The sequence below is a fragment of the Burkholderia cepacia complex sp. TUM26381 genome (assembly GCF_057439935.1).
Window position 1 is genome coordinate 2,425,373 of sequence record NZ_CM172007.1, and the last position, 21,190, is coordinate 2,446,562.

The following is a 21,190-nucleotide window of genomic DNA, read 5'->3' on the forward strand; positions in this document are numbered from 1 at the left end:
CGATCGCCGCGCGGTCCATGCCGGCCGGCCCCGAGCGGCCGGTGCATGCGTGCATAAAAAACCACTCGTTTTTGCGGGCATGTGGGGCGGGGTCACAACTGCGCGTGCCGGGCCTGCGTGAGCCTCACCGGGGCCAGACCCGCCACGTCTAGGCTGCATGCGCGTCAGCAGCCCCTTCACGCGCATGCCGCATGTCGGCGAAACTACGGCGCGCATCCGCGCGGCCGACCACTCTGAGGGTGCGGAAACCTGCCACGGCCATGCACGGGCATGAGTATGGGCGAAAAAAGCCGCCGGCACCGAAGTGCCTGGCGGCTTTTTGCTACCAGTCGACTGCTCATGTTCGCAGCGGGCGCGGGCGCTTCGGAAACTGGTACTTCGGCCGGTAGACACCGATGCTCACGTTAGACACGAAGGCTCCCCAGCCTAGCCGGGGAGCCTTATACAACAAGGGCTTATCACTGAAACGCCACTTCCGCAAAACTCCGCAGCTTGCGGCTATGCAGCTTGTCGAGCCCGTTCGTGCGCAGGATTTCCATCGCCTTCACGCCGATCTGCAGATGCTGGTCGACCTGCCCGCGATAGAACGTGTCGGCCATGCCCGGCAGCTTCAGCTCGCCGTGCAGCGGCTTGTCCGATACGCACAGCAGCGTGCCGTACGGCACGCGGAAGCGGAAGCCGTTCGCGGCGATCGTCGCGCTTTCCATGTCGAGCGCGATCGCGCGGCTCTGCGACAGCCGCTGCACGGGCTCGCGATGGTCGCGCAGCTCCCAGTTGCGGTTGTCGACGCTCGCGACCGTGCCCGTACGCATCACGCGCTTCAGTTCGACCCCCTCCAGCCGCGTGACGTCGGCCACGCCGCGCTCGAGCGCAAGCTGCACTTCGGCCAGCGCCGGGATCGGCACCCACAGCGGCAGGTCGGCGTCGAGCACGTGATCCTCACGCACGTAACCGTGTGCGAGCACGTAGTCGCCCAGGCGCTGCGTATTGCGCAGCCCCGCGCAGTGGCCGAGCATCACCCACGCATGCGGGCGCAGCACCGCGATGTGATCGGTGATCGTCTTCGCGTTCGACGGACCGACGCCGATGTTGACCATCGTGATCCCGCTGCCGTCCGCGCGCTTCAGGTGATACGCGGGCATCTGCGGCAGGCGCGGCGGCGCGGCGCCCTCTGCCGGCTCGCTGCCGAGGTTCGCGTTGTACGTGACGACATCGCCCGGCTCGACAAACGAGCTGTACTGGCTGCGGTATGCACGCACCTCGGGGTCGTCGCTCTCCGTCATCACCGTGCGGCCGAGCTTCACGAACTCGTCGATGTAGAACTGGTAGTTCGTGTAGAGCACATAGTTCTGGAAGTGCGTGGGCGACGTCGCCGTGTAGTGACGCAGCCGGTGCAGCGAGAAGTCGACGCGCGCGGCCGTAAACAGCGCGAGCGGATGCGGCTCGCCCGGCGCCGGCTCGAACGTGCCGTTGACGATGCGGTCGTCGAGGTACGACAGGTCGGGCGTATCGAAGATGTCGCGCATCGCGAGCAGGCGGTCGCGATCGAGCTCGCCCTCGAGATGGATGCCTTCCGGAAACGCGAAATGAATCGGAATCGGTTGCGACGACACGCCGATCTCGATCTTGACATGATGGTTCTTCGACAGCAGGCGCAGCTGCTCGCGGTAGTAGTTCGCGAAGAGATCGGGGCGCGTGACCGTCGTCTCGAATACGCCGGGGCCTGCGACGAAACCGTACGAACGGCGCGAATCGACGTGCGTGTTCACGTCGGTGCGGATCCGCACGAACGGATAGCACGCGCGCACGTGCTCGGTGATCGGTTCGTGGCGGCGATAGCGCGCGAAGGCGTCGCGCAGGAACCCCGTATTCGTGTCGTAAATGGCGGACAGCCGCGCAACGGCGGCGATCGGATCGTCGAAAGCCTCGACCGACGGGCTTTCGGGCGACAGCACTCGGTGCCGGCGGCTCAAATCGTTCTTCATTTTCATCACCTCGTCTGATCGGACGACATTACCACGGAACCCGGTCGCCCTCATGGCCGCCCCTGCGCACGCCAGGGCCGGATGGCGCGCAGTATTTGCTAAAATCGCTAGGTTCACTGGAGACTCATCATGAAGCCGCTCATTCTCGTCGTCGCTGCCGCCGCGTTTGCCGCCGCCAGCGCCGCTTACGCCGCCGGCGGCACGCCCGATGCCGACGCGCAGGCCCGGGCCGAGGCCAACGAGGCCGCCGGCCTGCCCGATCTCCGCAAGATCAACCGGCCGGGCGCCGAAGTCACGTCGAAAGTGGACTTCGCCGACATCCGCCGCACGCCGAGCTTCCACGAAAAGAGCAAGAACGGCACCGAAGTCACCGAGTATCGCGACCGCGGCAAACCGGTCGAGATCGACGTGAAGTCGAACTTCGGCACGCGCTACCAGATGAGCTCGACGCCCGACACGTCGCCGAAGCCGCACGACGCGGGCATCCCGATCACGCGCCTGCCGTCGCTGAACCTGCGCTACTGATTCCGTGGCGCGCCGCGCCGATCGCGCCGCGCCGCCCCTTCACCTGCTGTCGCGATGCACGCCGCCCGCGTGCCGACACCCTGACCTGACGCATTCCGCATGGCCGTTTTCACTGCTGTTTCCGACTCCGATCTCGCGCAATGGATGCGCCACTACGAACTGGGCGACGTGCTTGCGTTCCGCGGCATTCCGTCCGGTATCGAAAACAGCAATTTCTTCCTGACGACGACGCGCGGCGAATACGTCCTCACGATCTTCGAAAAGCTCTCGGCGCAACAGCTGCCGTTCTACCTCGACCTGATGCGCCACCTGGCCGGCCACGGCGTACCCGTGCCGGATCCGATTCCGCGTGACGACGGCGCGCTGTTCGGCGAGCTGCACGGCAAGCCGGCCGCGATCGTCACGAAGCTCGACGGCGCGGCCGAACTCGCGCCGGGGGTCGAACACTGCATCGAGGTCGGGCAGATGCTCGCGCGCCTGCACCTCGCGGGGCGCGACTATCCGAACAACCAGCCGAACCTGCGCAGCCTGCCGTGGTGGCAGGAGAACGTGCCGGCGATCGTGCCGTTCATCACCGACACGCAACGCACGCTGCTCGAAGGCGAACTCGCGCACCAGGCGGCCTTCTTCGCGTCGGACGACTACGCCGCGCTGCCGGCCGGTCCGTGCCATTGCGACCTGTTCCGCGACAACGTGCTGTTCGCGCACGCGGCACCCGGCACCGGCCACGCGGTGCGGCTCGGCGGCTTCTTCGACTTCTATTTCGCGGGCTGCGACAAGTGGCTGTTCGACGTCGCTGTGACCGTCAACGACTGGTGCGTCGACCTCGCGACCGGCGTGCTCGACGTCGCCCGCGCCGATGCGCTGCTGCGCGCGTACCAGACGGTCCGGCCGTTCACGGCCGAGGAACGCCGCCACTGGAGCGACATGCTGCGCGCGGGCGCGTACCGTTTCTGGGTGTCGCGCCTGTACGACTTCTACCTGCCGCGCGCGGCCGAGATGCTCAAGCCGCACGACCCCGGCCATTTCGAACGCATCCTGCGTGAGCGTATCGCGCATACGCCCGCGCTTCCCGAGATCCACACCGCATGCAACTGATCGAAGTGCCCGCGAAAACGGGCTATGTCTGGTTCCGTCAAGGCATCTGGCTGTTCCGCCGGAATCCGCTCGCGTTCATCACGCTGTTCTTCACGTACCTGCTCGCCATTACGCTGGTGTCGATGGTGCCCGTGATCGGCTCGGCGCTGCCGCTGGTGTTCATTCCCGGCATCGCGGTCGGCTTCATGGCCGCGTGCCGCGACACGGTGGCCGGCAAGACCGTGATGCCGACGATCCTCGTCGACGGCTTCCGCTCGTACGGCACCGTCGCGACCCAGCGGCTGCTCGTGCTCGGCGTGATCTACGTCGCATCGATGGTGCTGGTGTTCGCGGCTTCGTCGTTCGTCGACGGCGGCGCGCTGTTCCACGTGATGATGGGCGCGGCCGACGAAGCGAACGCGACGCCGGAGACGCTTGCCGCGCAAGGCACGCTCGGCGCGCTGTTCTTCGCGACGCTGCTCTATCTGCCGGTCGCGATGCTGTTCTGGTTCGCACCGGTGCTGGTCGCGTGGCATGACGTCCCGCCCGCGAAGGCGCTGTTCTTCAGCGTCGTCAGCTGCTGGCGCAATCGCGGCGCGTTCGTCGTGTACGGCGTGCTGTGGTTCGCCGTCGCGCTCGGCACATCGCTCGCGCTGTCGCTGCTGCTGCAGGCGCTCGGCGCCGGCGCGTATGCGCTGACGATCATGATGCCGGTGACGATCATCATCGTCACGATGCTGTACTGCTCGTTCTACGCGACCTATCGCGGCTGCTTCGGCATACAGGAACCGGGCGCGACGACCACCACGTCGGGCCGCTGACGCCTCTCCGGCCGGCGCGCGTCGCCGGCCGTCATGTCGTTCACCGCGCCGGGTCGTCTCCCGGCGCGCTTCCGATCTCTCCCCTTTTCCCGTATCGATCACCGGCTGCCCCGTCGCCGGGCGCCCCTGTTCAACCCGATCTTTTGCGCGCAAAATAATTTGCGTACAAATTGTTCGCGCGTCCGTCGCGCCTCCGGAATCATGGACCGCCCACCCGCACTGCCCCAGACGCTCGACGAGCAACTGTGCTTCGCGCTCTACTCGACTTCGCACGCGATGACGAAGGCGTACAAGCCGCTGCTCGACAAGCTGTCGCTGACCTATCCCCAATATCTCGCGATGCTCGTGCTGTGGGAGCGCGACGACATCGCCGTGAAGGACATCGCCGCGCGGCTCGATCTCGATCCGGCCACCGTCACGCCGCTGCTCAAGCGGCTGGAGGCGCTCGGATACGTCGAACGCGTGCGCAGCGCGGCCGACGAACGCGTCGTGAACGTGCGCGTGACGCCGGAAGGCCGTGCGCTGAAGGAGCGCGCGCGCTCGGTGCCCGCCGATCTCTTTTGCGCGATGCAGCAGACACCCGAATTCCTGGTCAGGCTGCGCGCCGATCTCCAGCAGTTGCGCGACGCGCTGTCGGCCGCCAACGAACGCTGAGCCCGCGCGCCGACCGATCGGCCCGGCATCGCCGGGCTTTTTCTTCAAAATTTCATTTGCACACTAATGATTTGTGTTCTATATTTTCTTCGTGGCCGGCGACATCCCGTTTGACCGGACCGCTTTTCCCCTTTTCCCGACAGGAGCTGCACGATGAACATTCTGTACAAGACCAGCGCCACGAGCACGGGCGGCCGCGACGGCCGCGCAGTATCCGCCGACAACAAGCTGGAAGTGAAGCTGGCCGCGCCGCGTGAACTCGGCGGCACGGGCGCGGAAGGCACGAATCCGGAGCAGCTGTTTGCCGCAGGTTACTCGGCCTGTTTCCTGAGCGCGATGAAATTCGTCGCCGGCCAGAACAAGCAGGCACTGCCGGCCGATACGCAGGTCACGGCGGAAGTGGGCATCGGTCCGAACGACGCAGGCGGCTTCGGGCTCGACGTCGAGCTGCGTGTATCGCTGCCGGGGCTCGACAAGGCCGACGCGCAGGCGCTGGTCGAAAAAGCCCACCACGTGTGCCCGTATTCGAACGCGACGCGCAACAACGTGCCGGTACGCCTGACGGTCATCTGACGCGACGCAGGACCACGCATGCGAAAAGGGCGCGTGCGGCATGTAGCCGCACGCGCCCTTTTGCGCGATTCGCCGAAGCGGCGGGCTAGCGCGCCCGCCTGCGCTGCTTAGCGCGAGCCGATCGAGTACGGGCGGTTCATCGCCGCTTCGCGATCGATCTTGCGCATGCGGAATTCGAGATCGTAGATGTCGGTGGCATCGGCCAGGTACGCTTCGGCGCGCTCTTTCGAGGCCTTTTCAGCGTTTTTGGTCAGCATCAGGAAGAGGTGGCTCAGCAGGTACATGGTCGATCTCGCAATCCAAAGGTTCTTTGACTAGGGTATTCCCGAATTATAGGGAAAACCCTAGGCTTTGGCCAGCGTCGATCAGCCGATGCGTCGTTCGTTCGCCACAGTGCGTTGATTCGCCTCGAAAAAAGCCCAGATCATCGCGCTTGCATCGGGGCCGACCGCCGCATGAAACGGCACGGCTTCGTCGCCGCCGGCCCACGCGTGATCGAGCCCTTTCACATGACAGAGCCGTACGACCGGCTCGCCGTCACGGCAGACGTCGGTGATCTGCGCACCGGCTTCGCGCGTCTCGACGCGCTCGCCGCCGCGCAATGCGCCGCGGGCGTCGGCCAGCCCGTTCAGGCGCATGAACTGCACGGTCAGCTGGTCGGCATTCTTCGGCGCGACGACATGGTCGCCGTCACCCTGGACGATCAGCGCAGGCATGCCCGGATACGCAGCCGCATCGACCAGCGCATCGACCACCGCGGCCGGATTCTGCCGCAGGCCGCGTCGCATCACGTCCATCGCGGCGATGCCGGAATTCGCCTCGCCGAACGCGGGACCCGAGTGCAGTGCCACGGCTGCGAAGCGGTCCGGATGGTGCAGTGCAAGAAGCGACGCCAGGCCCGCGCCGGCCGACAGCCCCGCGACGTAGACACGCGACGCGTCGAAACCATGCGCGTCGACGAGCGCGTCGACCAGCGACGCCACCGTGTTCGCTTCGCCGCGGCCCGCGCGGTCGGTATCTTCATACCAGTGCCAGCAGCCATGTGCGTGTGCGCGCAGCGACTGCTCCGGATACAGCACCGCGAAACCATGTTTGTCGGCCAGCAGATTCATCCGCGTGCCCTGCACGAATTCGTCGACGGACTGCTGGCAGCCGTGCAGCATCACGACGAGCGGCATCGCGCCGCGCCGGCGGCCCGGCGGCACATACAGGCCGTACGCGAGATTCTGGACGAGACGCCCGAGCGCGGGCGCCATCGGATGTTCTCCGCGCGTCCACTCGCCCGCCGCCCACGCGGCGGCACGCGGACGCACGCGCGATTCGCGTGGCGGGGACAGATCGGATACGGCCGGAGAGGCCGCAACCTCGAGTGCGTCGCGTGTGATGCGCTGCGCATCGCGCGCCGCGCGCTTGGCGGCCGGAGACAGCATGCGTTTCATGCCGCCCAGCCACACCTTGGTCAGACTTTTGGTCATCGATCGGGCTCGCAGTCAGGAAAAATAGGGGCGCCATGAAGGCGCCGCAATGGATGCATCGTTCGACTTTGTGCAATGCACCATAACATTGTTTCTGGGATTTTTCCTGCATGCGGATAGTTCCCGGCGGCGCAAAAAACGGGCCTCATGCATACGCGGCGCTATACTGGTGTTTCGCCGCTTGTATCCGTTGTAGTCGTTCTTTCCGGCTCGCGCGTTGATTTAAGCATTCTCCCCGCCTTCGTTCGTCCCATTCCCGATGTTCGACCTGTCGTCTCACCTGTGGATCATGATCACCGCGTTCGGCGGCGCCGGCCTGACCCTGCCGCTCGCGATCACGATCGCCATCTGGCTTGCACTCGGCTACGCGTGGCAGCGCGCGGCCGCATGGCTCGGCGTGCTGGCGGCGGCGATCGGCGTGGTGGCGCTCACGAAGATCGCGTTCCTCGGCTGGGGCATCGGCATCCGCGCGTGGGATTTCACCGGGTTCAGCGGCCATGCGATGCTGTCGACGTCGGTGTATCCGGTCGCGATCTTCCTCGCGCTGATCCGCACGCGCACGCCGGTGCGCATCGCCGGGATCGCGCTCGGGCTCGCGGCCGGCATCGCGGTTGGCGTGTCGCGCGTCGCGCTCGACGCGCATTCGCCGTCCGAATCGATCACCGGCTGCATCGTCGGCGCGATCGCCGCGCTCGCGTTCATCGCCGGCTCGTGGCGCGCGGTGCCGCACCGCTGGTCGGTGCCGGCGGTCGTGGCGAGCCTCGCGATCGTCACCGTCGCGCTGCACGGCATCACCGTGCCGTCGCATCGCTGGGTCACCAAGGTCGCGCTGCAACTGTCGGGCCACGAGCGCCCGTTCGTCCGCGCGCGCTGGAAAGCCAACCCGAACTACCATCCCGCATCGCAGCCGTCGTCGCTGCAGCGCACCGAATCGTCGACGCACACGCTCCGTACGTGACGGGCCGCCCGGCCGCACCTTTTCAGGTCTGACCATTTCATGCGCGCCGTCGCATGAACGGTATGTCGAGCGTTATAACCCGCCCTATATTACGATTACGGTTTCCACCCATTCAAAAACGAATCCACCATGCGCTCAACCGTCCGTCCGCTTCGCCGCACCCTGCTCCGTCTGCTGCCGATCGCCACGCTTGCCGCTGCCGGTATCGCATTCAGCGCGCCCGCTTCCGCCGCCGACGAACTGGTCGTGTCGGCGGCCGCCAGCCTGACGAACGCATTCAAGGCCGTCGGCGAAGCGTACGAGAAGCAGCACCCGGACACCAAGGTGCTGTTCAACTTCGGCGCATCGGACGTGCTGATGCAGCAGATCGCCAAGGGCGCGCCGGCCGACGTGTTCGCGTCGGCTGACCAGAAGGCGATGGATCGTGCGGCCGACGAAAAGGTGATCGTGCCCGGCACGCGTCGCGATTTCGCGGCGAATTCGCTCGTGCTGATCGTGCCGGCGGAGGGCCATGCGGCCGCGCCGACGTCGCTGAACGACCTGACCGCGCCCGGCGTGAAGCGCATCGCCTACGGCGACCCGGCATCGGTGCCGGTCGGCCGCTACACCGAAGGCGCGCTGCGCGCGGCCGGCGTGTGGGATGCCGTCAGCGCGAAGGGCGTGCTGGCCGCCAACGTGCGCCAGAGCCTCGACTACGTGGCGCGCGGCGAGGTCGACGCGGGCTTCGTGTTCGGCACCGACGCCGCGATCATGCCGGGCCGCGTGAAAGTTGCGCTGACGGTGCCGACCAAGACGGCCATCACCTATCCGATCGCCGTGGTCAAGGACAGCCGCCACGCCGCGCAGGCACAGTCGTTCATCGACTTCGTCGCGTCGGCGCAGGGCCAGGCCGTGCTGTCGACGTTCGGCTTCAAGCCCGCTGGCAAGTGAGCGTATCGCGATGCAAGACGCCTGGGTACCGCTGCTGTTGTCGCTGAAGGTCGCCGGCTGGGCGACCGTGCTCGACATCGTGCTCGGCGTCGCGGCCGCGTTCGTGCTCGCGCGCTGGCGCTCGCCGCTGCGCGACGTCGTCGATTCCATCCTGACGCTGCCGCTCGTGCTGCCGCCGACGGTACTCGGCTATTACCTGCTCGTGCTGCTCGGCCGGCGCGGCGTGTTCGGCGCGTGGCTCGACAGGCTCGGCATCGAGCTCGTGTTCACGTGGCAGGGCGCGGTGATCGCGTCGATGGTCGTCGCGTTTCCGCTGATCCTGAAGTCGGCGCGTGCGGCATTCGAAGGCGTCGATCCGCATCTGGAACGTGCGGCGCGCACGCTCGGGCTCGGCGAAGTCGCGGTGTTCTTCCGCGTGACGCTGCCGCTCGCCACGCGCGGCATTCTCGCGGGCGCGCTGCTCGCGTTTGCCCGCGCGCTCGGCGAATTCGGCGCGACGCTGATGATCGCCGGCAACCTGCCCGGCCGCACGCAGACGCTGTCGGTCGCGATCTACGCGGCGGTGCAGGCCGGCGACGACAACACGGCCAACTTCCTCGTGCTGGTGACGTCGATCACCTGCGTGCTCGTGCTGCTCGCGACCGGCTGGCTCGTGCCATCGCGCGCCCGGCGGAGCCAACTGACATGAAGCACATGCTCCGTTCTTTCCGTTCCACGGCCGGATGGCTTCGGCGGAGGCCCGCATGAGCCTCGTCGTCGACATCCGCAAGACCTACGCGAACGCCGAGCGCCGCTTCACGCTCGACATGTCGTTTACCGCGACGACACAGCGCGTCGTGCTGTTCGGGCCGTCCGGCGCGGGCAAGAGCATGACGCTGCAGGCGATCGCCGGATTGCTGTCGCCCGACGAAGGCTCGATCACGCTGAACGGCGAAGCGCTGTTCGACGCCGCGCGCCACATCGACGTGCCGACCCGCGACCGCCGTGTCGCGTACCTGTTCCAGGACTACGCGCTGTTTCCGCACCTGAACGTGCGCCAGAACATCGCGTTCGGGCTCACGTCGGGGCTGCGCAACCCGCGCGCGAAGACAGTGCCGCCGGAAGTCGCGTACTGGCTGCGCGCGTTCGACCTGGAAACGCTCGCAGGGCAGTATCCGTCGCAACTGTCGGGCGGGCAGAAACAGCGCGTCGCGCTGGCGCGCGCGCTGGTCGCGCAACCGCGGATCCTGCTGCTCGACGAACCGTTCGCGGCGCTCGACGGCGCGATGCGCCAGCGCATGCGCCACGAGCTCGCCGAACTGCAGGCGCGGCTCGATATCCCGATGGTGCTGATCTCGCACGACCCCGACGACGTCGCCGCATTCGGCGACCAGGTCGTGCAGCTGAGCGAAGGACGCGTGCAGGCAACCCCGCCGCACGCCGAGTGGCCGACGCGCGTCACCTGAGCGCGCGAGGCCGTGGTCGTGGCAGGCACGTTGGAGCCTGAGAGAAGCCGCGCGTAGCGGCATAAGCTGAAAGCGGAAACGAAGCCGGCGCCGTGCACGCGCTGTGCGATGCCGGCTTCGCCCCGTCCGTCACACGATTGTCGACGCGCGCCGCCCTGCCTGCTGCGTCAGCCCGTCACCGCGAGAATCACGCTCGACGCCTTGAACAGCGCGATCGCCCGACGGCCGGCGTCGAGTTGCAGCGCCTGAACGCTGTCGTTGGTCACGACGGCCGTCAGCGTCCCGCCGCCATCCAGCGCCAGCGTCACCTCGCTGTTCACCGCGCCCGCCGCCACGGCTTCCACGCTGCCCCTCAGCTGGTTGCGCGCGGACACCTTCAGGTCGGCATCGTCCACCGCCAGCACGACCCACGACGCCTTCACCAGCGCGCAGGCGTCCGCCCCTTCCTGCAAACCGAGCGCATCGGCGCTTTCGTGCGTGAGCACCGCGACGACCGCTTGCCCGCCCGGCAGCACGAGCGTCACCTCGTCGTTGACGGTGCCGCGCACGATCGACGCGACCTTGCCGAACAACTGGTTGCGCGCGCTGGTCTTCATCCCGATCCGGCCGATCAGCGCCCAGTCGACGTCGAAGCCGGCAACGGCCGCACTCGCGGCCTCGATGAAGCGGCGATGCTCGCGCTCGATCGTCCGGAATGCGGCGATCAGCGAGGTCGCGCGCGGCGTCAGCGTCGTGCCGCCGCCGCCCTTGCCGCCCGTCGAACGTGCGACGAGCGGTTCGCCGGCGAGATTGTTCATCGTGTCGACTGCATCCCACGCGGCCTTGTAGCTGAGGCCGACGGCCTTCGCCGCGCGCGTGATCGAGCCGGTGTCGCCGATCGCCGCGAGCAGCGCGATGCGCGTCGCGCCGCCGAGCGTCTGTTCGCCGGCGCGCAACCATAGCTCGCCGCCCAGTTCGAGCGGTTCGGCGGACGAGGAAGAATGCGGTGCGTCGGTCATCGGCATGCCTTCGGGAAACGGGCGGCCATTATAGTCAGCGCGCGCCGCTCAGCCCGGCTTGCCGTCGAGCTTCGGCGGACGCAGGCTGGCGAGCAGCGTCTCGGCGTCGCGCGCGGCGCGCTGTTCGAGCGCCGCGCCGTAGCCGCGCACGAAGCCGAGCTGGTACGGCGGCGCCGCCAGCTGCTCGAGGTGATGCAGTGCGACCATCGTGTCGTTCGCTTCGCCGAGCACGCCCTGCACGCGCGTCAGCGTCTTGACCGTCTCGTTGCGCGTGCGGCGCGACGCCAGCGATGCGAAGAATTCGAGTGCGTAACGCAGCCGCTTCGCGTCGATCCGCACCTGATGGCGCGCAGCCGTATCGAGCGACGTGAGCGACGGCGACGCGTAGAGATGGCCGAACAGCCGACGCACGCGCTTGGTTGCGTGACGCCGCAGCGACGGTGCGTCGTCGCCTTCGGCTGCCGGCAGCGCCAGCGTGCCCAGCCATTCGAGCCAGCCGAGCGTCAGCCGCGCATAGCGGGCCGAATGGAGCGCTTGCCGCAGCTCGACGCGCGCGGCCATGGACTGCGCGCGGGCGGCATCGAGCGTGCCGTCCCAGTCGCCGTCACCGCCGTCGGCCGCGATCAGCGCAGGGAGGCTTTCGGTCGAAAACACGTCCCAGTCGCGCACCGTGCCAAGCAGCGCGGCGACCCAGCGCAGGTCGGCGCCGAGCGTGTCCTGCCATGCGCGGTCGGCAAAGCGCGGGAAAAAGCGCATCAGCGTGCGCAGGCGGCGCAGCGCGACACGCATCTGGTGCACGAATTCGGGATCGTCGTGGTCGAGCACACCACGCTCGTTGCCGAGCCATTGCGCGGTGATGTCGCCGGCCAGCGCGAACAACGCGCCGCGTTGCGTGCGGATGCCGGTCAGGTCGACGAGTCGCGCCTTGACCAGCCCGGCCGCCGCAGGCTCGCCCGCGCAGGCGCGGTCGATCACGCTCGTCAGTTGCACGAAGGCGGGCCATGCGCCGCTCAGCTCGCGCGCCGCGGCGAACAGCGCATGCAGCGCGGCCGTGCGTGCGGCGACGGTTTCCCAGTCGGGTGCGGCAAGGCGCAGCTCGACGTAGCGGCGCGGCGGCTCGCCGCCGCCGGTCAGCGTGATGTCGTCGAGCGTCATCTCGACCACGACGCCGCTGTCGTCGGCCCACCGCCCGCGCCGCCGTTCGCTCATGAGGCGCAGCGCCGACGCTTCGGGCTGCGCACCCGCAGCCGGAGGCTCGGCGGCCTCAGGCGCGACGCCATTGACTTCGTCTGCCGGTGCATCGGCATCGGCCGCGGTCGTCGTCACGGGTACGGGTAACGGCATCGCGACGACGATGCCCGCATGCTCCGCGTCGAACAGTTCGCGCTCGGTGACGCCGGGCGCAAACGCCTTCGTACGCGACGCGACGACCCGCCTGCCGTGCGCGTTCGACTCGACCCACGTCCACCAGCTCGCGCCGGGGCTCGTTTCGGCCTCCTCGATCTGGCATGGCTCGATCGTCACGCGCTCATGGCCGCGACGCATCCGCACCTGCGGGCAGATCCGCCACGCGCGCACGAGTTCGGCGCCGAAGTCGCGCTGCGTGCCGCGGGTGCGACTCGCAGCCTTGACCGGCCACCCTTCCAGCGACAGCGACAACACGATTTCCAGCACACGCGACATGGAAGCTCCTGCACATGAAGGATCGCCGGCGCATCATCCGCGCCGGCGTCGCCCGTGAAGCAGCTTCCATAGTACACGTCGCAAAAACGTGCCGGCGACGGTCTGGCCCTGTCGGCCTGTCGCAGGTCAAACGGCGTATTGCGCGAGCCCATGGCCGAACGACCAGTTCTCCTTCAGCACCTCGACAAGATTGATGAATACGTCCTGCTGCCGCACGCCGGGCTGCTCCGCGAGGTTGTCGGCGATCGCCCGGTACAGCGCCCGCTTCTGCTCGAGCGTGCGCGTGTTGTTCGCGGTGATCTGGATGATCACGAGATCGTCGCTGCGCTCGATGTCGAGGTAATGGCGGCCATACACGAAGTTCTCGGCCGCATGCTCGGTGACGACCATGAAGATGTCGTCCTCGGGCACGTTGAACGTGCGCACCAGCGCACGTTGCACGCCGTCGACGAGTGCCGCGCGGTAGGCGGCCGGTTTGCCTTCGCGGACGGCGATACGGGTGAATGGCATGGTCCTGCTCCTGTCGGTGGGTAACGTTGAAGAACGGAAACACAGCGTCAGGTTAGGCCCGCCGATCTATAATGAACAGTCATTGATAGATATTTCATTCATTTACACTTGAAATGAAAGTACTCGATCTCGATGCTGTCCGCGCGTTCGTGCTGGTCGCCGATCTCGCCAGCTTCACGCGCGCCGCCGATGCGCTCGGCACCACGCAATCGGCCGTCAGCCTGAAGCTGAAGCGGCTGGAAGCCCACCTCGGCAAACCGCTGCTGGCGCGCACGCCGCGCGTCGTCAAGCTGGCGGCGGACGGCGAGAATTTCCTGCCGGCCGCCCGCGCGCTGCTCGATGCGCACGAGCACGCGCTCGGCGCGATCTCGGCGGGCACTTACCGCCTGTCGCTCGGCGTCAGCGAGCACGTCGCGGTGCCCGACCTGCCGGCCGTGCTCACGAGCCTGCACCGGCAGGATCCCGGGCTGTCGCTGGAAATGCATCTCGGAACGTCGACCGGCCTGCTCGCGCAATACGACGAACGCCGGCTCGATGCCGTGATCGTGCGGCACGAACCGGGCGAGGATCCGCCGCGCGAAGACGGCACGCTGCTGTTTACCGAGCCGCTGGCCTGGCTCGCCGCGCCCGACTGGGTGGTGCGCGCGGGCGAGCCGCTGCCGCTCGCGGTGCTCGCCGGCCCGTGCGGCGTGCGCGCCGCCGCGCTGCGCGCGCTCGACCGTGCAGGGCTGCCGTGGCGCGAGCGCTTCATTGGCGGCGGGGTCGCGGCGGTCACGGCCGCGGCCGCGGCAGGGCTCGCCGTCTGCCCGCTCGCACGGCGTGTCGCGCCGCGCACGCTGGTCGACGTCGGTGCGAAATTCGGACTGCCGCCGCTGCCGCAATCGCAGGTCGTGCTGTATTCGCGCGTACGCGACATCCGGGCCGCCGCCGCGCTGCGCAGGTTTGCCGACAGCCTTGCAATCTCGGCGTAAACTAGCGGGTTCCGTCGCCCGCAATCTCCTGAAGAATTCCGATGAAACCCGAAGCCCGCAAGCACGTCCGCGCCAACCTGCTGATGCTCGCCGCCGCCGCGATCTGGGGCTCGGCCTTCGTCGCGCAACGCCTGAGTCTCGACGTGATCGGGCCGTTCCTGTTCACCGGGCTGCGCTTCCTGCTCGGCGCGCTCGTGCTGGTGCCGCTGCTGATGCTGAATACGGCGTCGCGCGCGCAGCTCGCGGCGATCCGCCGCGAACCGGCGCTGCTGTTGCCGGGTCTCGCGCTCGGCGGGCTGCTCGCGGTGTCGATTTCGCTGCAGCAGTTCGGCCTGCAATACACGCGGGTCGCCAATGCCGGCTTCATCAGCTCGCTGTATGTCGTGATCGTGCCGCTGATGGGCGTGTTCGCCCGCCACCGGATCGGCGCGGGCACGTGGTTCGGCGCATTGCTGGCAGCGATCGGCCTGTATTTCCTCAGCATCGACGAGCACTTCTCGGTGCTCTACGGCGACTGGTTCCAGCTTGCGGGCGCCGTCATCATCGCCGCGCACGTGATGGCCGTCGGCCATCTCGCGAAGCGCCACGACCCGCTCGTGCTCGCGTTCCTGCAGTTCCTCGTGTGCGGTGTCGCGTGCCTCGCGGTCGGCCTCGCCGTCGAGCCGGTCAGCGTCGCGATGCTGCGCGGCGCGCTGCCGACGCTGCTGTACGGCGGGCTGTTGTCAGTGGGCGTCGGCTACACGCTGCAGGTGGTCGCGCAACGCGACGCGGCGCCCGCGCACGCGGCCGTGATCTTCAGCATGGAAGGCGTGTTCGCGGCGATCGCCGGCTGGGCCGCGCTCGGCGAAACGCTGACGCTGCGCGCGCTCGTCGGCTGCGCGCTGATGCTCGCCGGCCTGCTCGCCTGCCAGTTGCTGCCGAACGGCGACGCCCGGAAAAAGGACGAGGACGCGCTGCCGGCGTGACACGCACCGTCCCTATAATGGCGGTTCGCGTGACTTCCACGCCAACCGCTTCCGACAGGCCCGCTCCGTGACGTCCACTTCCGCCGATCCCGCCGCCGACCTGCTGCGCGAACGCGCAGCGCACTACGCTGCCCAGGCGGCCCTGTTCCTGCGCGACCAGGCGCTCTCCACCGCGTCGCACGACCTGCGCAGCCCGCTGAACGCGATGCACAGCTGGGCGTACGTGCTCGAGCGCCAGCTCGCCCACGCCGACCCGAACCTGCAGCGCGCGCTCGCGGGCATCCGCACGGGCATCGACCAGCAGGTCGCGCTGATCGACGACGCGCTCGACGCGCCGCGCGCGCAAACGCGCACGCTCGCGATCTCGCCACGGTCGTTCGCGTTGCGCGCGCTGCTCGACGACACGCTCGCGCTCGTCCGTTTCGCGCTCGCCGACGCACGACACGTCACGCTCGACGCGACGCTGCCGGACGGCGAACCGACGCTCGTCGTCGACCGCGAACGCGTCGCCCAGGCGCTCTGGACCCTGCTGACGACGGCCGTCGAAGCGAGCGCCGCGGGCAGCCGCGTCGCCTTCGCATGCGCACGCGACGGCGTGCAGTTCAGCGCGCGCGCCACGTGCACCGTGAACGCCGACGCGCTCGCCGATCCCGCGCTACCGCACGCGTTCGAAGCGTTCGCCCGGCGCGAGATGTTGCGCCAGCGCGACGCGAAACGAAACGCCTGGGCGCTCGCACTGTGCCAGCGCGTCGCACTCGCGCACGGCGGCACGTTGACGCACGACGCATTCGCCGACGGCGCGGCCGTCACCCTCTCGTTCTCCATTCCCTGCGAGGCGCCGGTGTAAGCAATCGGCCGCCCGATACATTACAAATTCCTTTCTGGCTCTATACTGATGGGCCTGTCATAACCGGAGCGATTCTTTGTTACAGATCTTCGCGCTCATCGGCGCGTTGTTCCTGGTGGCCCTCAACGGGTTCTTCGTTGCAGCCGAATTCGGCCTCGTCAAACTGCGCGCGACGCGCGTCAAGACCCTTGCCCGCAAGCATGGCCTGCGCGGGCGCATCCTCGGCATCGTGCACGGCCGGCTCGACGCGTATCTTTCCGCGTGCCAGCTCGGCATCACGCTCGCGTCGCTCGGCCTCGGCTGGGTCGGCGAGCCGGCGTTCGCGCAACTGATCGGCCCGCTGCTCGACCTGATCGGCGTGCAGTCCGAACGCGTCGTGCACCTGATCTCGCTCGTGTTCGCGTTCTCGCTGATCTCGTTCCTGCACATCGTCGTCGGCGAACTGGCGCCGAAATCGATGGCGATCCGCCAGTCGGAGAAGGTCGGCCTGTGGGTCGCGCTGCCGCTGTATGCGTTCTACTGGGCGATGTATCCGGCGATCTGGGTGCTCAACTCCAGCGCCAACGCGGTGCTGCGGCTCGCAGGGCTGTCGGCCGACCACGGCAGCGACGCGCACTACTCGACCGACGAGCTGAAGCTGATCCTGCGCAGCCGCCGCAGCACGGCCGGCAACACGGCGCAGCCGGCGCGCGGCACGTACAGCAACGACGAGTGGAACACGCTCGCGCATTCGCTCGATTTCTCGTCGATGACGGTGTCCGACCTGATGCGGCCGGCCCATGAAATGATCGGCCTGCGACGCGACCTGCCGCTGCCCGACAACATGGAGATCGTCGCGCGGCACCGCTTCAGCCGCTATCCGCTGTTCGAGGATGCGTCGCGCGAACAGGTGAGCGGGCTGATCCACCTGAAGGACCTGCTGCTCGCGCGTCACGCGGGCGCCGCGCTCGAAGACCTGTCCGACTACGTGCGCCCGGTGCAGTACGTGAAGCCCGACACCCCGGCGCTCGACCTGTTCCGCCGCTTCCGCAAGGGCGCCCCGCACTTCGCGCTGGTCGGCAACAAGGGCGAGAAGCCGATCGGCTTCCTGACGCTCGACAACCTGCTCGGCGCGCTGGTCGGCCAGATCCACGACGAGTTCCGCCAGGGCGATGCCGACTGGAGCCGCCTCGACGACGGCACACTGATGGGCAAGGGCAGCCTGCCCGTCGTGTCGCTCGAGCAGGCGCTCGGCATCGACATCGACGAAGGCCGCGCGGAATCGGTCGGCGGCCTCGTGATCCAGGCGCTCAGCGACCTGCCGACCGAAGGGCAACGCGTGTCGTTCGACCGCTTCGACGTCGTCGTGAAGAAGATGAACGGGCCGCGCATCGTGCTCGTGCGCGTCTATCCGAAGGGCATGAAAGAGGCCGACGAATGACGGCCCCTCGTTGCGTCGCGCGATGAACGCGATGCTGCCGCGCTGCTGCGTGATCACGCCCGAACCGGCGTCCGCGTCGGCAGCCGATCGCGCGGTATTCCTCGACCGGTTGTCGGCCGTGCTCGCGCGCGGTGAAACGCTCGTGCAACTGCGCGTGAAATCGCTCGATGCGGCCGCGTTCGCGTCGCTTGCCGCCGCAGCGCTCGCGCGCTGTGACGCGGCCGGCGCCCACCTGATGCTCAATGGCCCGATCGATGCCGCCGGTGTGATGCGGCTCGACGGCGCCGGCTGGCATCTCGACGGCACCGCGTTGCGCGCCGCCGCGCAGCGGCCGCTGCCAGCCGGCCGTTGGGTGTCGGCCGCCTGCCATTCGCAAGACGACCTGCTGCTGGCCGCACGCGCCGGCGCGGATTTCGTCACGCTGTCGCCCGTGCTGCCGACGCTCAGTCATCCCGGTGCGCCGACACTCGGCTGGGCGCAGTTCGATACGCTGGCCGCCCAGGCCGCGATGCCCGTCTTCGCGCTCGGCGGAATGACGCGCACGCATCTCGACGACGCGCGCCGCCACGGCGCGCACGGCATCGCGGGGATTCGCGGGTTCTGGTAAGTCCGGGATTGCCTGCGGCACAGCCGGGCGCGCATGCGCCCGGCCTTCCAACCGTCACGCCGTCATCTACTCATGCGTTCAGGTTCGGACGCATGCCGCGCCACGAACCGTCATCGATGCGTCGCGCATCGTGCGTCAGCGCATAGCGGTTGACGTCACCCGTCAACCACGCAACGAGCGAGTACGGCGGCAATTCCCCTTCATCGACACGATCGCGCGCGCGCGCCGGCGTCTCGAACACGACGCGTCCTCCCGGTGCGTCGAACCGCAGCGCATCGGGCGACAGGTTCAATGCAATCGTCAGCGTCTCGTCGTCGGCGAGCCGCCAGGACGCGAGCAGCGCATCGGCATCGCCGTCGCCGTCCGCCTTCAGCGCATGCGCGTCCTGCGGCCGGCAATCGGACAGCCGCGGCGCGATCAGCTTCGCGCGCACCGCGAGCGCCGACTGCACGAAATGCGCACGATCGGTGTCGCGCGCGGTTTCATCGAAGATCAGCGGGATCTGCGGCGTGAGCAGCGACAGCGCGAGTGCGGCCAGGCCGGCCTCCTGCGCCTGATCGCCCGGGCCGCTGTCGCGCCACGCGCCATCGGAAAGCACGAGCGACGTCAGCGCCAGCCCGCTGTCGGCCGCCATGCCCTCTCCCGACGCGGCCGGCTGAAATGCCGCGCCGGCCGCGGTCAGTGCGCGGGCGAGCGTGTGGATCGACTGGTGCGTGGAAATGCCTTCGTGGGCCGACGTATCGCGCCCCGTCAGCCGGTGCAGCGCACGTTCGCCGCACCCGTTCCACTGCGCGTCGAAATGGGTATCGGCGAGATGCGCCGGATGCCGCTCGCTGCCGAGCACGAGGTGGATCAGGCGGTCGGCCGGCACGGCCGCGCGCACGCGATCCGCGATCTCGCGCAGCCACGACACGCCGATCCGGTCGGCTTCGCGCAGGCGCAGCCCGTCGCACCGGTATTCGTCGAGCCAGTACAGCGCGTTGTCGCAGAAGAAATCGCAGACTTCCGGATGATCGAGCGCCAGCGGCGCGGCCTGCAACGGATCGTCGCGCGTATGGAAGAACGGCACCGCGTAATGGCGCAGCGCATCGGTGCCGCTGCCGAAGCGCGCGTAGTCGAGCTCCAGCAGCACCGCGAGCCCGTAGCCGTGCGCGTCGTCGATCAGCGCCTTCAGCGCGTCGGGGCCGCCTTCGGCCGCGAGCGGCGCGAACGGCAGGCTGTCGTGCGGCGACGCGAGCAATTCCAGCGCGGTCACGCCGAGACGTGCGAGCTGCGGCAAGCGGCGGCGCACGCCGTCGAAGCCGCCCACCGCGTGCGGACGGACCGCGTAAAGCGCCATGTCTTCCCACGCGCGCCCGCGCCAAAACGTGTTGCGCCACGTGAATGCGCGCGGATCGACGACCTCGCTCGGACCGTTGAGCCCGTCGGGTTGCGAGCGCGACGCGGGATCGGGAATCGACACGGCGTCGTCGAGGCGATAGCGGTAACGCGTGCCCGCGCCGCAGTCGGCGAAGACTTCGAACCAGTTCGGGCCGGCGGCCGTCATCGGAACGAGCGTCGGGTCGGAGCCGGAATCGAGTTCGAGTTGGACCTGTGTACTGCCCGGCGCCCACACGCGGAAATGCGTGCGCGGTGTCGTGGAGAGCGCGCCGCAGGGCTGCGCGCCAAACGGTAAGCAATGGATGTAGTGCTGCGCGTACGGATCGTGCGGACAATCGGACATCATGCGCTCCTCGTGCGTGCCGAGCGGCATGGCCGCGCCCGTGGCGCGGCGCATCGGGGCCCGGCATGCGACGGCCAGGCGGGGGGAGAGAACCGAGTATGCGCCGGATTCGCCATCCCGATGCAGGCTGGTCAGACATTTTTAAATGCGAATCGACCCCGGGGAATCGGGTGCGCCGGCCCATGCCGGCGAGTCGGGTAGTCGGCATACCGGAATGACCGCTCGCCTTGTTGCGCCGGCCGCGCGCCCCTACGCTCTGCGTCATGCCCGCGGGCACGTCGTCCGCCATCGACCCAAGGAACCCGCCATGTCGCTTCCCGCCAGCGCCGCGAAATTCGATCCGTCACGCGCGCAAGAATATGCCGAGCAATCGCGCATCGCGCTCGCCGGCTACGATGCGTGCCACGAACTCAGCGCATGCATGCTCGCGTCGGCGATCGGCGTGACCGATGCACGGATCCTTGTCACAGGTGCGGGCGGCACGGGCCAGGAAATCTGCGTCGCGGCCGCACTCGAACCGGGCTGGCAGTTCACGGCCGTCGATCCGTCTGCGCCGATGCTCGCGCTTGCGCACTCGAACGTCGAGGCCGCCGGCCACGGAGCGCGCACGGTGTTCATCGAGGACGGCGTCGACGCATTGCCCGACACCCCCGCGTTCGACGGCGCGACGCTGATCGGCGTGCTGCATCACGTGCCGGGCGACGAAGCGAAGGCCGCACTGCTGCACGCGATCGCGCGGCGCCTGAAGCCCGGCGCGCCGCTCGTGCTCGCCGGCAACCATCGCCGCTACGCGGACCACCCTCGCCTGCTCGATGCGTGGCAGCAACGCTGGCGCATGAAGGGCGCCACGCCCGACGCCGTGCGTGCGCAACTCGCGAAGATCCTGCAGGGCGCCGATCCGCCCGCCTCCGAGGAAGCCGTGTTCGCGCTGCTGCGCGATGCGGGCTTCGACGCGCCGTTGCGCTTTTTCGCCAGCCTGTTCTGGGGCGCGTGGGTCGCGGTGCGGGGCGCGTAGCGGTTCGG

Annotated in this window: 22 protein-coding genes; 15 read left to right on the forward strand and 7 right to left on the reverse strand. The window is 68.4% G+C overall.

Translation table 11 applies throughout. The annotated features are described in order from the left end of the window. Positions 1–458: 458 nt before the first annotated feature. On the reverse strand, positions 459–1,985 hold the full coding sequence (locus ACWMMN_RS27485) for an AMP nucleosidase (RefSeq protein WP_059240771.1): 1,527 nt from the start codon (positions 1,983–1,985) through the stop codon (positions 459–461). A gap of 129 nt (positions 1,986–2,114) precedes the next feature. Here ACWMMN_RS27485 and ACWMMN_RS27490 point away from each other — a divergent pair, with 129 nt between their 5' ends. The 5 genes from ACWMMN_RS27490 (at position 2,115) to ACWMMN_RS27510 (ending at position 5,635) form a co-directional block, all read left to right on the forward strand. Beyond that, positions 2,115–2,510, forward strand: a complete 396-nt coding sequence (locus tag ACWMMN_RS27490) for a hypothetical protein (RefSeq protein WP_021160838.1) — start codon at positions 2,115–2,117, stop codon at positions 2,508–2,510. 99 nt (positions 2,511–2,609) lie between these two features. Then, entirely contained in the window at positions 2,610–3,608 is a 999-nt protein-coding gene (locus ACWMMN_RS27495) for a homoserine kinase (RefSeq protein WP_174992783.1), read from the forward strand. After that, positions 3,599–4,408 (forward strand): BPSS1780 family membrane protein, encoded by an 810-nt coding sequence (locus ACWMMN_RS27500; protein WP_059237326.1) that lies wholly within the window; start codon positions 3,599–3,601, stop codon positions 4,406–4,408. Before ACWMMN_RS27495 ends, ACWMMN_RS27500 begins: the two co-directional genes overlap by 10 nt. A 201-nt stretch (positions 4,409–4,609) precedes the next feature. After that, a complete protein-coding gene (locus ACWMMN_RS27505) occupies positions 4,610–5,062 on the forward strand; it encodes a MarR family winged helix-turn-helix transcriptional regulator (RefSeq protein ID WP_174992784.1) in 453 nt (150 codons plus the stop codon). A 153-nt stretch (positions 5,063–5,215) separates the two neighbouring features. Continuing rightward, the gene (locus ACWMMN_RS27510; RefSeq protein WP_059237328.1) at positions 5,216–5,635 is read left to right on the forward strand and encodes an organic hydroperoxide resistance protein; all 420 of its coding nucleotides are present in this window, start codon (positions 5,216–5,218) and stop codon (positions 5,633–5,635) included. A gap of 107 nt (positions 5,636–5,742) precedes the next feature. On the opposite strand, the gene ACWMMN_RS27515 is transcribed toward ACWMMN_RS27510, so the two are convergent. Both ACWMMN_RS27515 and ACWMMN_RS27520 read right to left on the reverse strand, forming a co-directional pair. Next, the gene (locus ACWMMN_RS27515) at positions 5,743–5,919 is read right to left on the reverse strand and encodes a DUF3563 family protein (RefSeq protein ID WP_081051934.1); all 177 of its coding nucleotides are present in this window, start codon (positions 5,917–5,919) and stop codon (positions 5,743–5,745) included. A gap of 81 nt (positions 5,920–6,000) precedes the next feature. Then, positions 6,001–7,110, reverse strand: coding sequence for an extracellular catalytic domain type 1 short-chain-length polyhydroxyalkanoate depolymerase (locus tag ACWMMN_RS27520; protein WP_486423408.1), 1,110 nt, complete (start codon positions 7,108–7,110; stop codon positions 6,001–6,003). A 259-nt stretch (positions 7,111–7,369) separates the two neighbouring features. Between ACWMMN_RS27520 and ACWMMN_RS27525 the strand changes: the two genes are divergently transcribed. The 4 genes from ACWMMN_RS27525 (at position 7,370) to ACWMMN_RS27540 (ending at position 10,443) form a co-directional block, all read left to right on the forward strand. Further along, complete coding sequence (locus tag ACWMMN_RS27525; RefSeq protein ID WP_486423409.1) at positions 7,370–8,068, forward strand: phosphatase PAP2 family protein; 699 nt, start codon at positions 7,370–7,372, stop codon at positions 8,066–8,068. 129 nt (positions 8,069–8,197) lie between these two features. Then, a complete protein-coding gene (gene modA / locus ACWMMN_RS27530) occupies positions 8,198–8,998 on the forward strand; it encodes a molybdate ABC transporter substrate-binding protein (protein ID WP_059237331.1) in 801 nt (266 codons plus the stop codon). Positions 8,999–9,008: 10 nt separating this feature from the next. Continuing rightward, positions 9,009–9,686: a molybdate ABC transporter permease subunit gene (gene modB, locus ACWMMN_RS27535; RefSeq protein ID WP_174992785.1), complete on the forward strand. Its 678-nt coding sequence runs from the start codon at positions 9,009–9,011 to the stop codon at positions 9,684–9,686. 55 nt (positions 9,687–9,741) lie between these two features. Beyond that, positions 9,742–10,443 (forward strand): sulfate/molybdate ABC transporter ATP-binding protein, encoded by a 702-nt coding sequence (locus ACWMMN_RS27540; protein WP_486423410.1) that lies wholly within the window; start codon positions 9,742–9,744, stop codon positions 10,441–10,443. A 167-nt stretch (positions 10,444–10,610) separates the two neighbouring features. Here ACWMMN_RS27540 and ACWMMN_RS27545 read toward each other — a convergent pair whose 3' ends face one another. The 3 genes from ACWMMN_RS27545 to ACWMMN_RS27555 form a co-directional block, all read right to left on the reverse strand. Beyond that, complete coding sequence (locus ACWMMN_RS27545; protein ID WP_174992786.1) at positions 10,611–11,441, reverse strand: TOBE domain-containing protein; 831 nt, start codon at positions 11,439–11,441, stop codon at positions 10,611–10,613. Positions 11,442–11,489: 48 nt separating this feature from the next. Further along, positions 11,490–13,124, reverse strand: coding sequence for a CHAD domain-containing protein (locus ACWMMN_RS27550; RefSeq protein WP_059237334.1), 1,635 nt, complete (start codon positions 13,122–13,124; stop codon positions 11,490–11,492). Positions 13,125–13,250: 126 nt separating this feature from the next. Beyond that, entirely contained in the window at positions 13,251–13,634 is a 384-nt protein-coding gene (locus ACWMMN_RS27555) for a tautomerase family protein (protein WP_174992788.1), read from the reverse strand. A 113-nt stretch (positions 13,635–13,747) separates the two neighbouring features. Between ACWMMN_RS27555 and ACWMMN_RS27560 the strand changes: the two genes are divergently transcribed. The 5 genes from ACWMMN_RS27560 (at position 13,748) to ACWMMN_RS27580 (ending at position 18,444) form a co-directional block, all read left to right on the forward strand. Next, positions 13,748–14,605 carry a LysR family transcriptional regulator gene (locus tag ACWMMN_RS27560; protein ID WP_059237336.1) on the forward strand — a complete coding sequence of 286 codons (858 nt, stop codon included), beginning with the start codon at positions 13,748–13,750 and terminating at the stop codon, positions 14,603–14,605. 41 nt (positions 14,606–14,646) lie between these two features. After that, entirely contained in the window at positions 14,647–15,570 is a 924-nt protein-coding gene (locus ACWMMN_RS27565) for a DMT family transporter (protein ID WP_059237337.1), read from the forward strand. Between the two features lie 67 nt (positions 15,571–15,637). Continuing rightward, on the forward strand, positions 15,638–16,417 hold the full coding sequence (locus ACWMMN_RS27570; protein ID WP_486423411.1) for a sensor histidine kinase: 780 nt from the start codon (positions 15,638–15,640) through the stop codon (positions 16,415–16,417). A 76-nt stretch (positions 16,418–16,493) separates the two neighbouring features. Then, positions 16,494–17,837: a hemolysin family protein gene (locus ACWMMN_RS27575; RefSeq protein WP_059237339.1), complete on the forward strand. Its 1,344-nt coding sequence runs from the start codon at positions 16,494–16,496 to the stop codon at positions 17,835–17,837. Between the two features lie 22 nt (positions 17,838–17,859). Beyond that, complete coding sequence (locus ACWMMN_RS27580) at positions 17,860–18,444, forward strand: thiamine phosphate synthase (RefSeq protein ID WP_342705871.1); 585 nt, start codon at positions 17,860–17,862, stop codon at positions 18,442–18,444. Positions 18,445–18,514: 70 nt separating this feature from the next. Here the strand turns inward: ACWMMN_RS27580 and ACWMMN_RS27585 are convergent, their stop codons facing one another. Next, entirely contained in the window at positions 18,515–20,167 is a 1,653-nt protein-coding gene (locus ACWMMN_RS27585) for a DUF3459 domain-containing protein (RefSeq protein WP_342705984.1), read from the reverse strand. Between the two features lie 307 nt (positions 20,168–20,474). Between ACWMMN_RS27585 and ACWMMN_RS27590 the strand changes: the two genes are divergently transcribed. Further along, positions 20,475–21,182 carry a class I SAM-dependent methyltransferase gene (locus tag ACWMMN_RS27590; protein ID WP_486423412.1) on the forward strand — a complete coding sequence of 236 codons (708 nt, stop codon included), beginning with the start codon at positions 20,475–20,477 and terminating at the stop codon, positions 21,180–21,182. The last annotated feature ends 8 nt before the right edge of the window (positions 21,183–21,190 follow it).

Bases quoted from the DNA above. Each gene is read 5' to 3' on its own strand.
- ACWMMN_RS27485 (WP_059240771.1), bottom strand. From the start codon at position 1,985: ATGAAGAACGATTTGAGCCGCCGGCACCGAGTGCTGTCGCCCGAAAGC.
- ACWMMN_RS27490 (WP_021160838.1), top strand. From the start codon at position 2,115: ATGAAGCCGCTCATTCTCGTCGTCGCTGCCGCCGCGTTTGCCGCCGCC.
- ACWMMN_RS27495 (WP_174992783.1), top strand. From the start codon at position 2,610: ATGGCCGTTTTCACTGCTGTTTCCGACTCCGATCTCGCGCAATGGATG.
- ACWMMN_RS27500 (WP_059237326.1), top strand. From the start codon at position 3,599: ATGCAACTGATCGAAGTGCCCGCGAAAACGGGCTATGTCTGGTTCCGT.
- ACWMMN_RS27505 (WP_174992784.1), top strand. From the start codon at position 4,610: ATGGACCGCCCACCCGCACTGCCCCAGACGCTCGACGAGCAACTGTGC.
- ACWMMN_RS27510 (WP_059237328.1), top strand. From the start codon at position 5,216: ATGAACATTCTGTACAAGACCAGCGCCACGAGCACGGGCGGCCGCGAC.
- ACWMMN_RS27515 (WP_081051934.1), bottom strand. From the start codon at position 5,919: ATGTACCTGCTGAGCCACCTCTTCCTGATGCTGACCAAAAACGCTGAA.
- ACWMMN_RS27520 (WP_486423408.1), bottom strand. From the start codon at position 7,110: ATGACCAAAAGTCTGACCAAGGTGTGGCTGGGCGGCATGAAACGCATG.
- ACWMMN_RS27525 (WP_486423409.1), top strand. From the start codon at position 7,370: ATGTTCGACCTGTCGTCTCACCTGTGGATCATGATCACCGCGTTCGGC.
- modA (WP_059237331.1), top strand. From the start codon at position 8,198: ATGCGCTCAACCGTCCGTCCGCTTCGCCGCACCCTGCTCCGTCTGCTG.
- modB (WP_174992785.1), top strand. From the start codon at position 9,009: ATGCAAGACGCCTGGGTACCGCTGCTGTTGTCGCTGAAGGTCGCCGGC.
- ACWMMN_RS27540 (WP_486423410.1), top strand. From the start codon at position 9,742: ATGAGCCTCGTCGTCGACATCCGCAAGACCTACGCGAACGCCGAGCGC.
- ACWMMN_RS27545 (WP_174992786.1), bottom strand. From the start codon at position 11,441: ATGACCGACGCACCGCATTCTTCCTCGTCCGCCGAACCGCTCGAACTG.
- ACWMMN_RS27550 (WP_059237334.1), bottom strand. From the start codon at position 13,124: ATGTCGCGTGTGCTGGAAATCGTGTTGTCGCTGTCGCTGGAAGGGTGG.
- ACWMMN_RS27555 (WP_174992788.1), bottom strand. From the start codon at position 13,634: ATGCCATTCACCCGTATCGCCGTCCGCGAAGGCAAACCGGCCGCCTAC.
- ACWMMN_RS27560 (WP_059237336.1), top strand. From the start codon at position 13,748: ATGAAAGTACTCGATCTCGATGCTGTCCGCGCGTTCGTGCTGGTCGCC.
- ACWMMN_RS27565 (WP_059237337.1), top strand. From the start codon at position 14,647: ATGAAACCCGAAGCCCGCAAGCACGTCCGCGCCAACCTGCTGATGCTC.
- ACWMMN_RS27580 (WP_342705871.1), top strand. From the start codon at position 17,860: ATGAACGCGATGCTGCCGCGCTGCTGCGTGATCACGCCCGAACCGGCG.
- ACWMMN_RS27585 (WP_342705984.1), bottom strand. From the start codon at position 20,167: ATGTCCGATTGTCCGCACGATCCGTACGCGCAGCACTACATCCATTGC.
- ACWMMN_RS27590 (WP_486423412.1), top strand. From the start codon at position 20,475: ATGTCGCTTCCCGCCAGCGCCGCGAAATTCGATCCGTCACGCGCGCAA.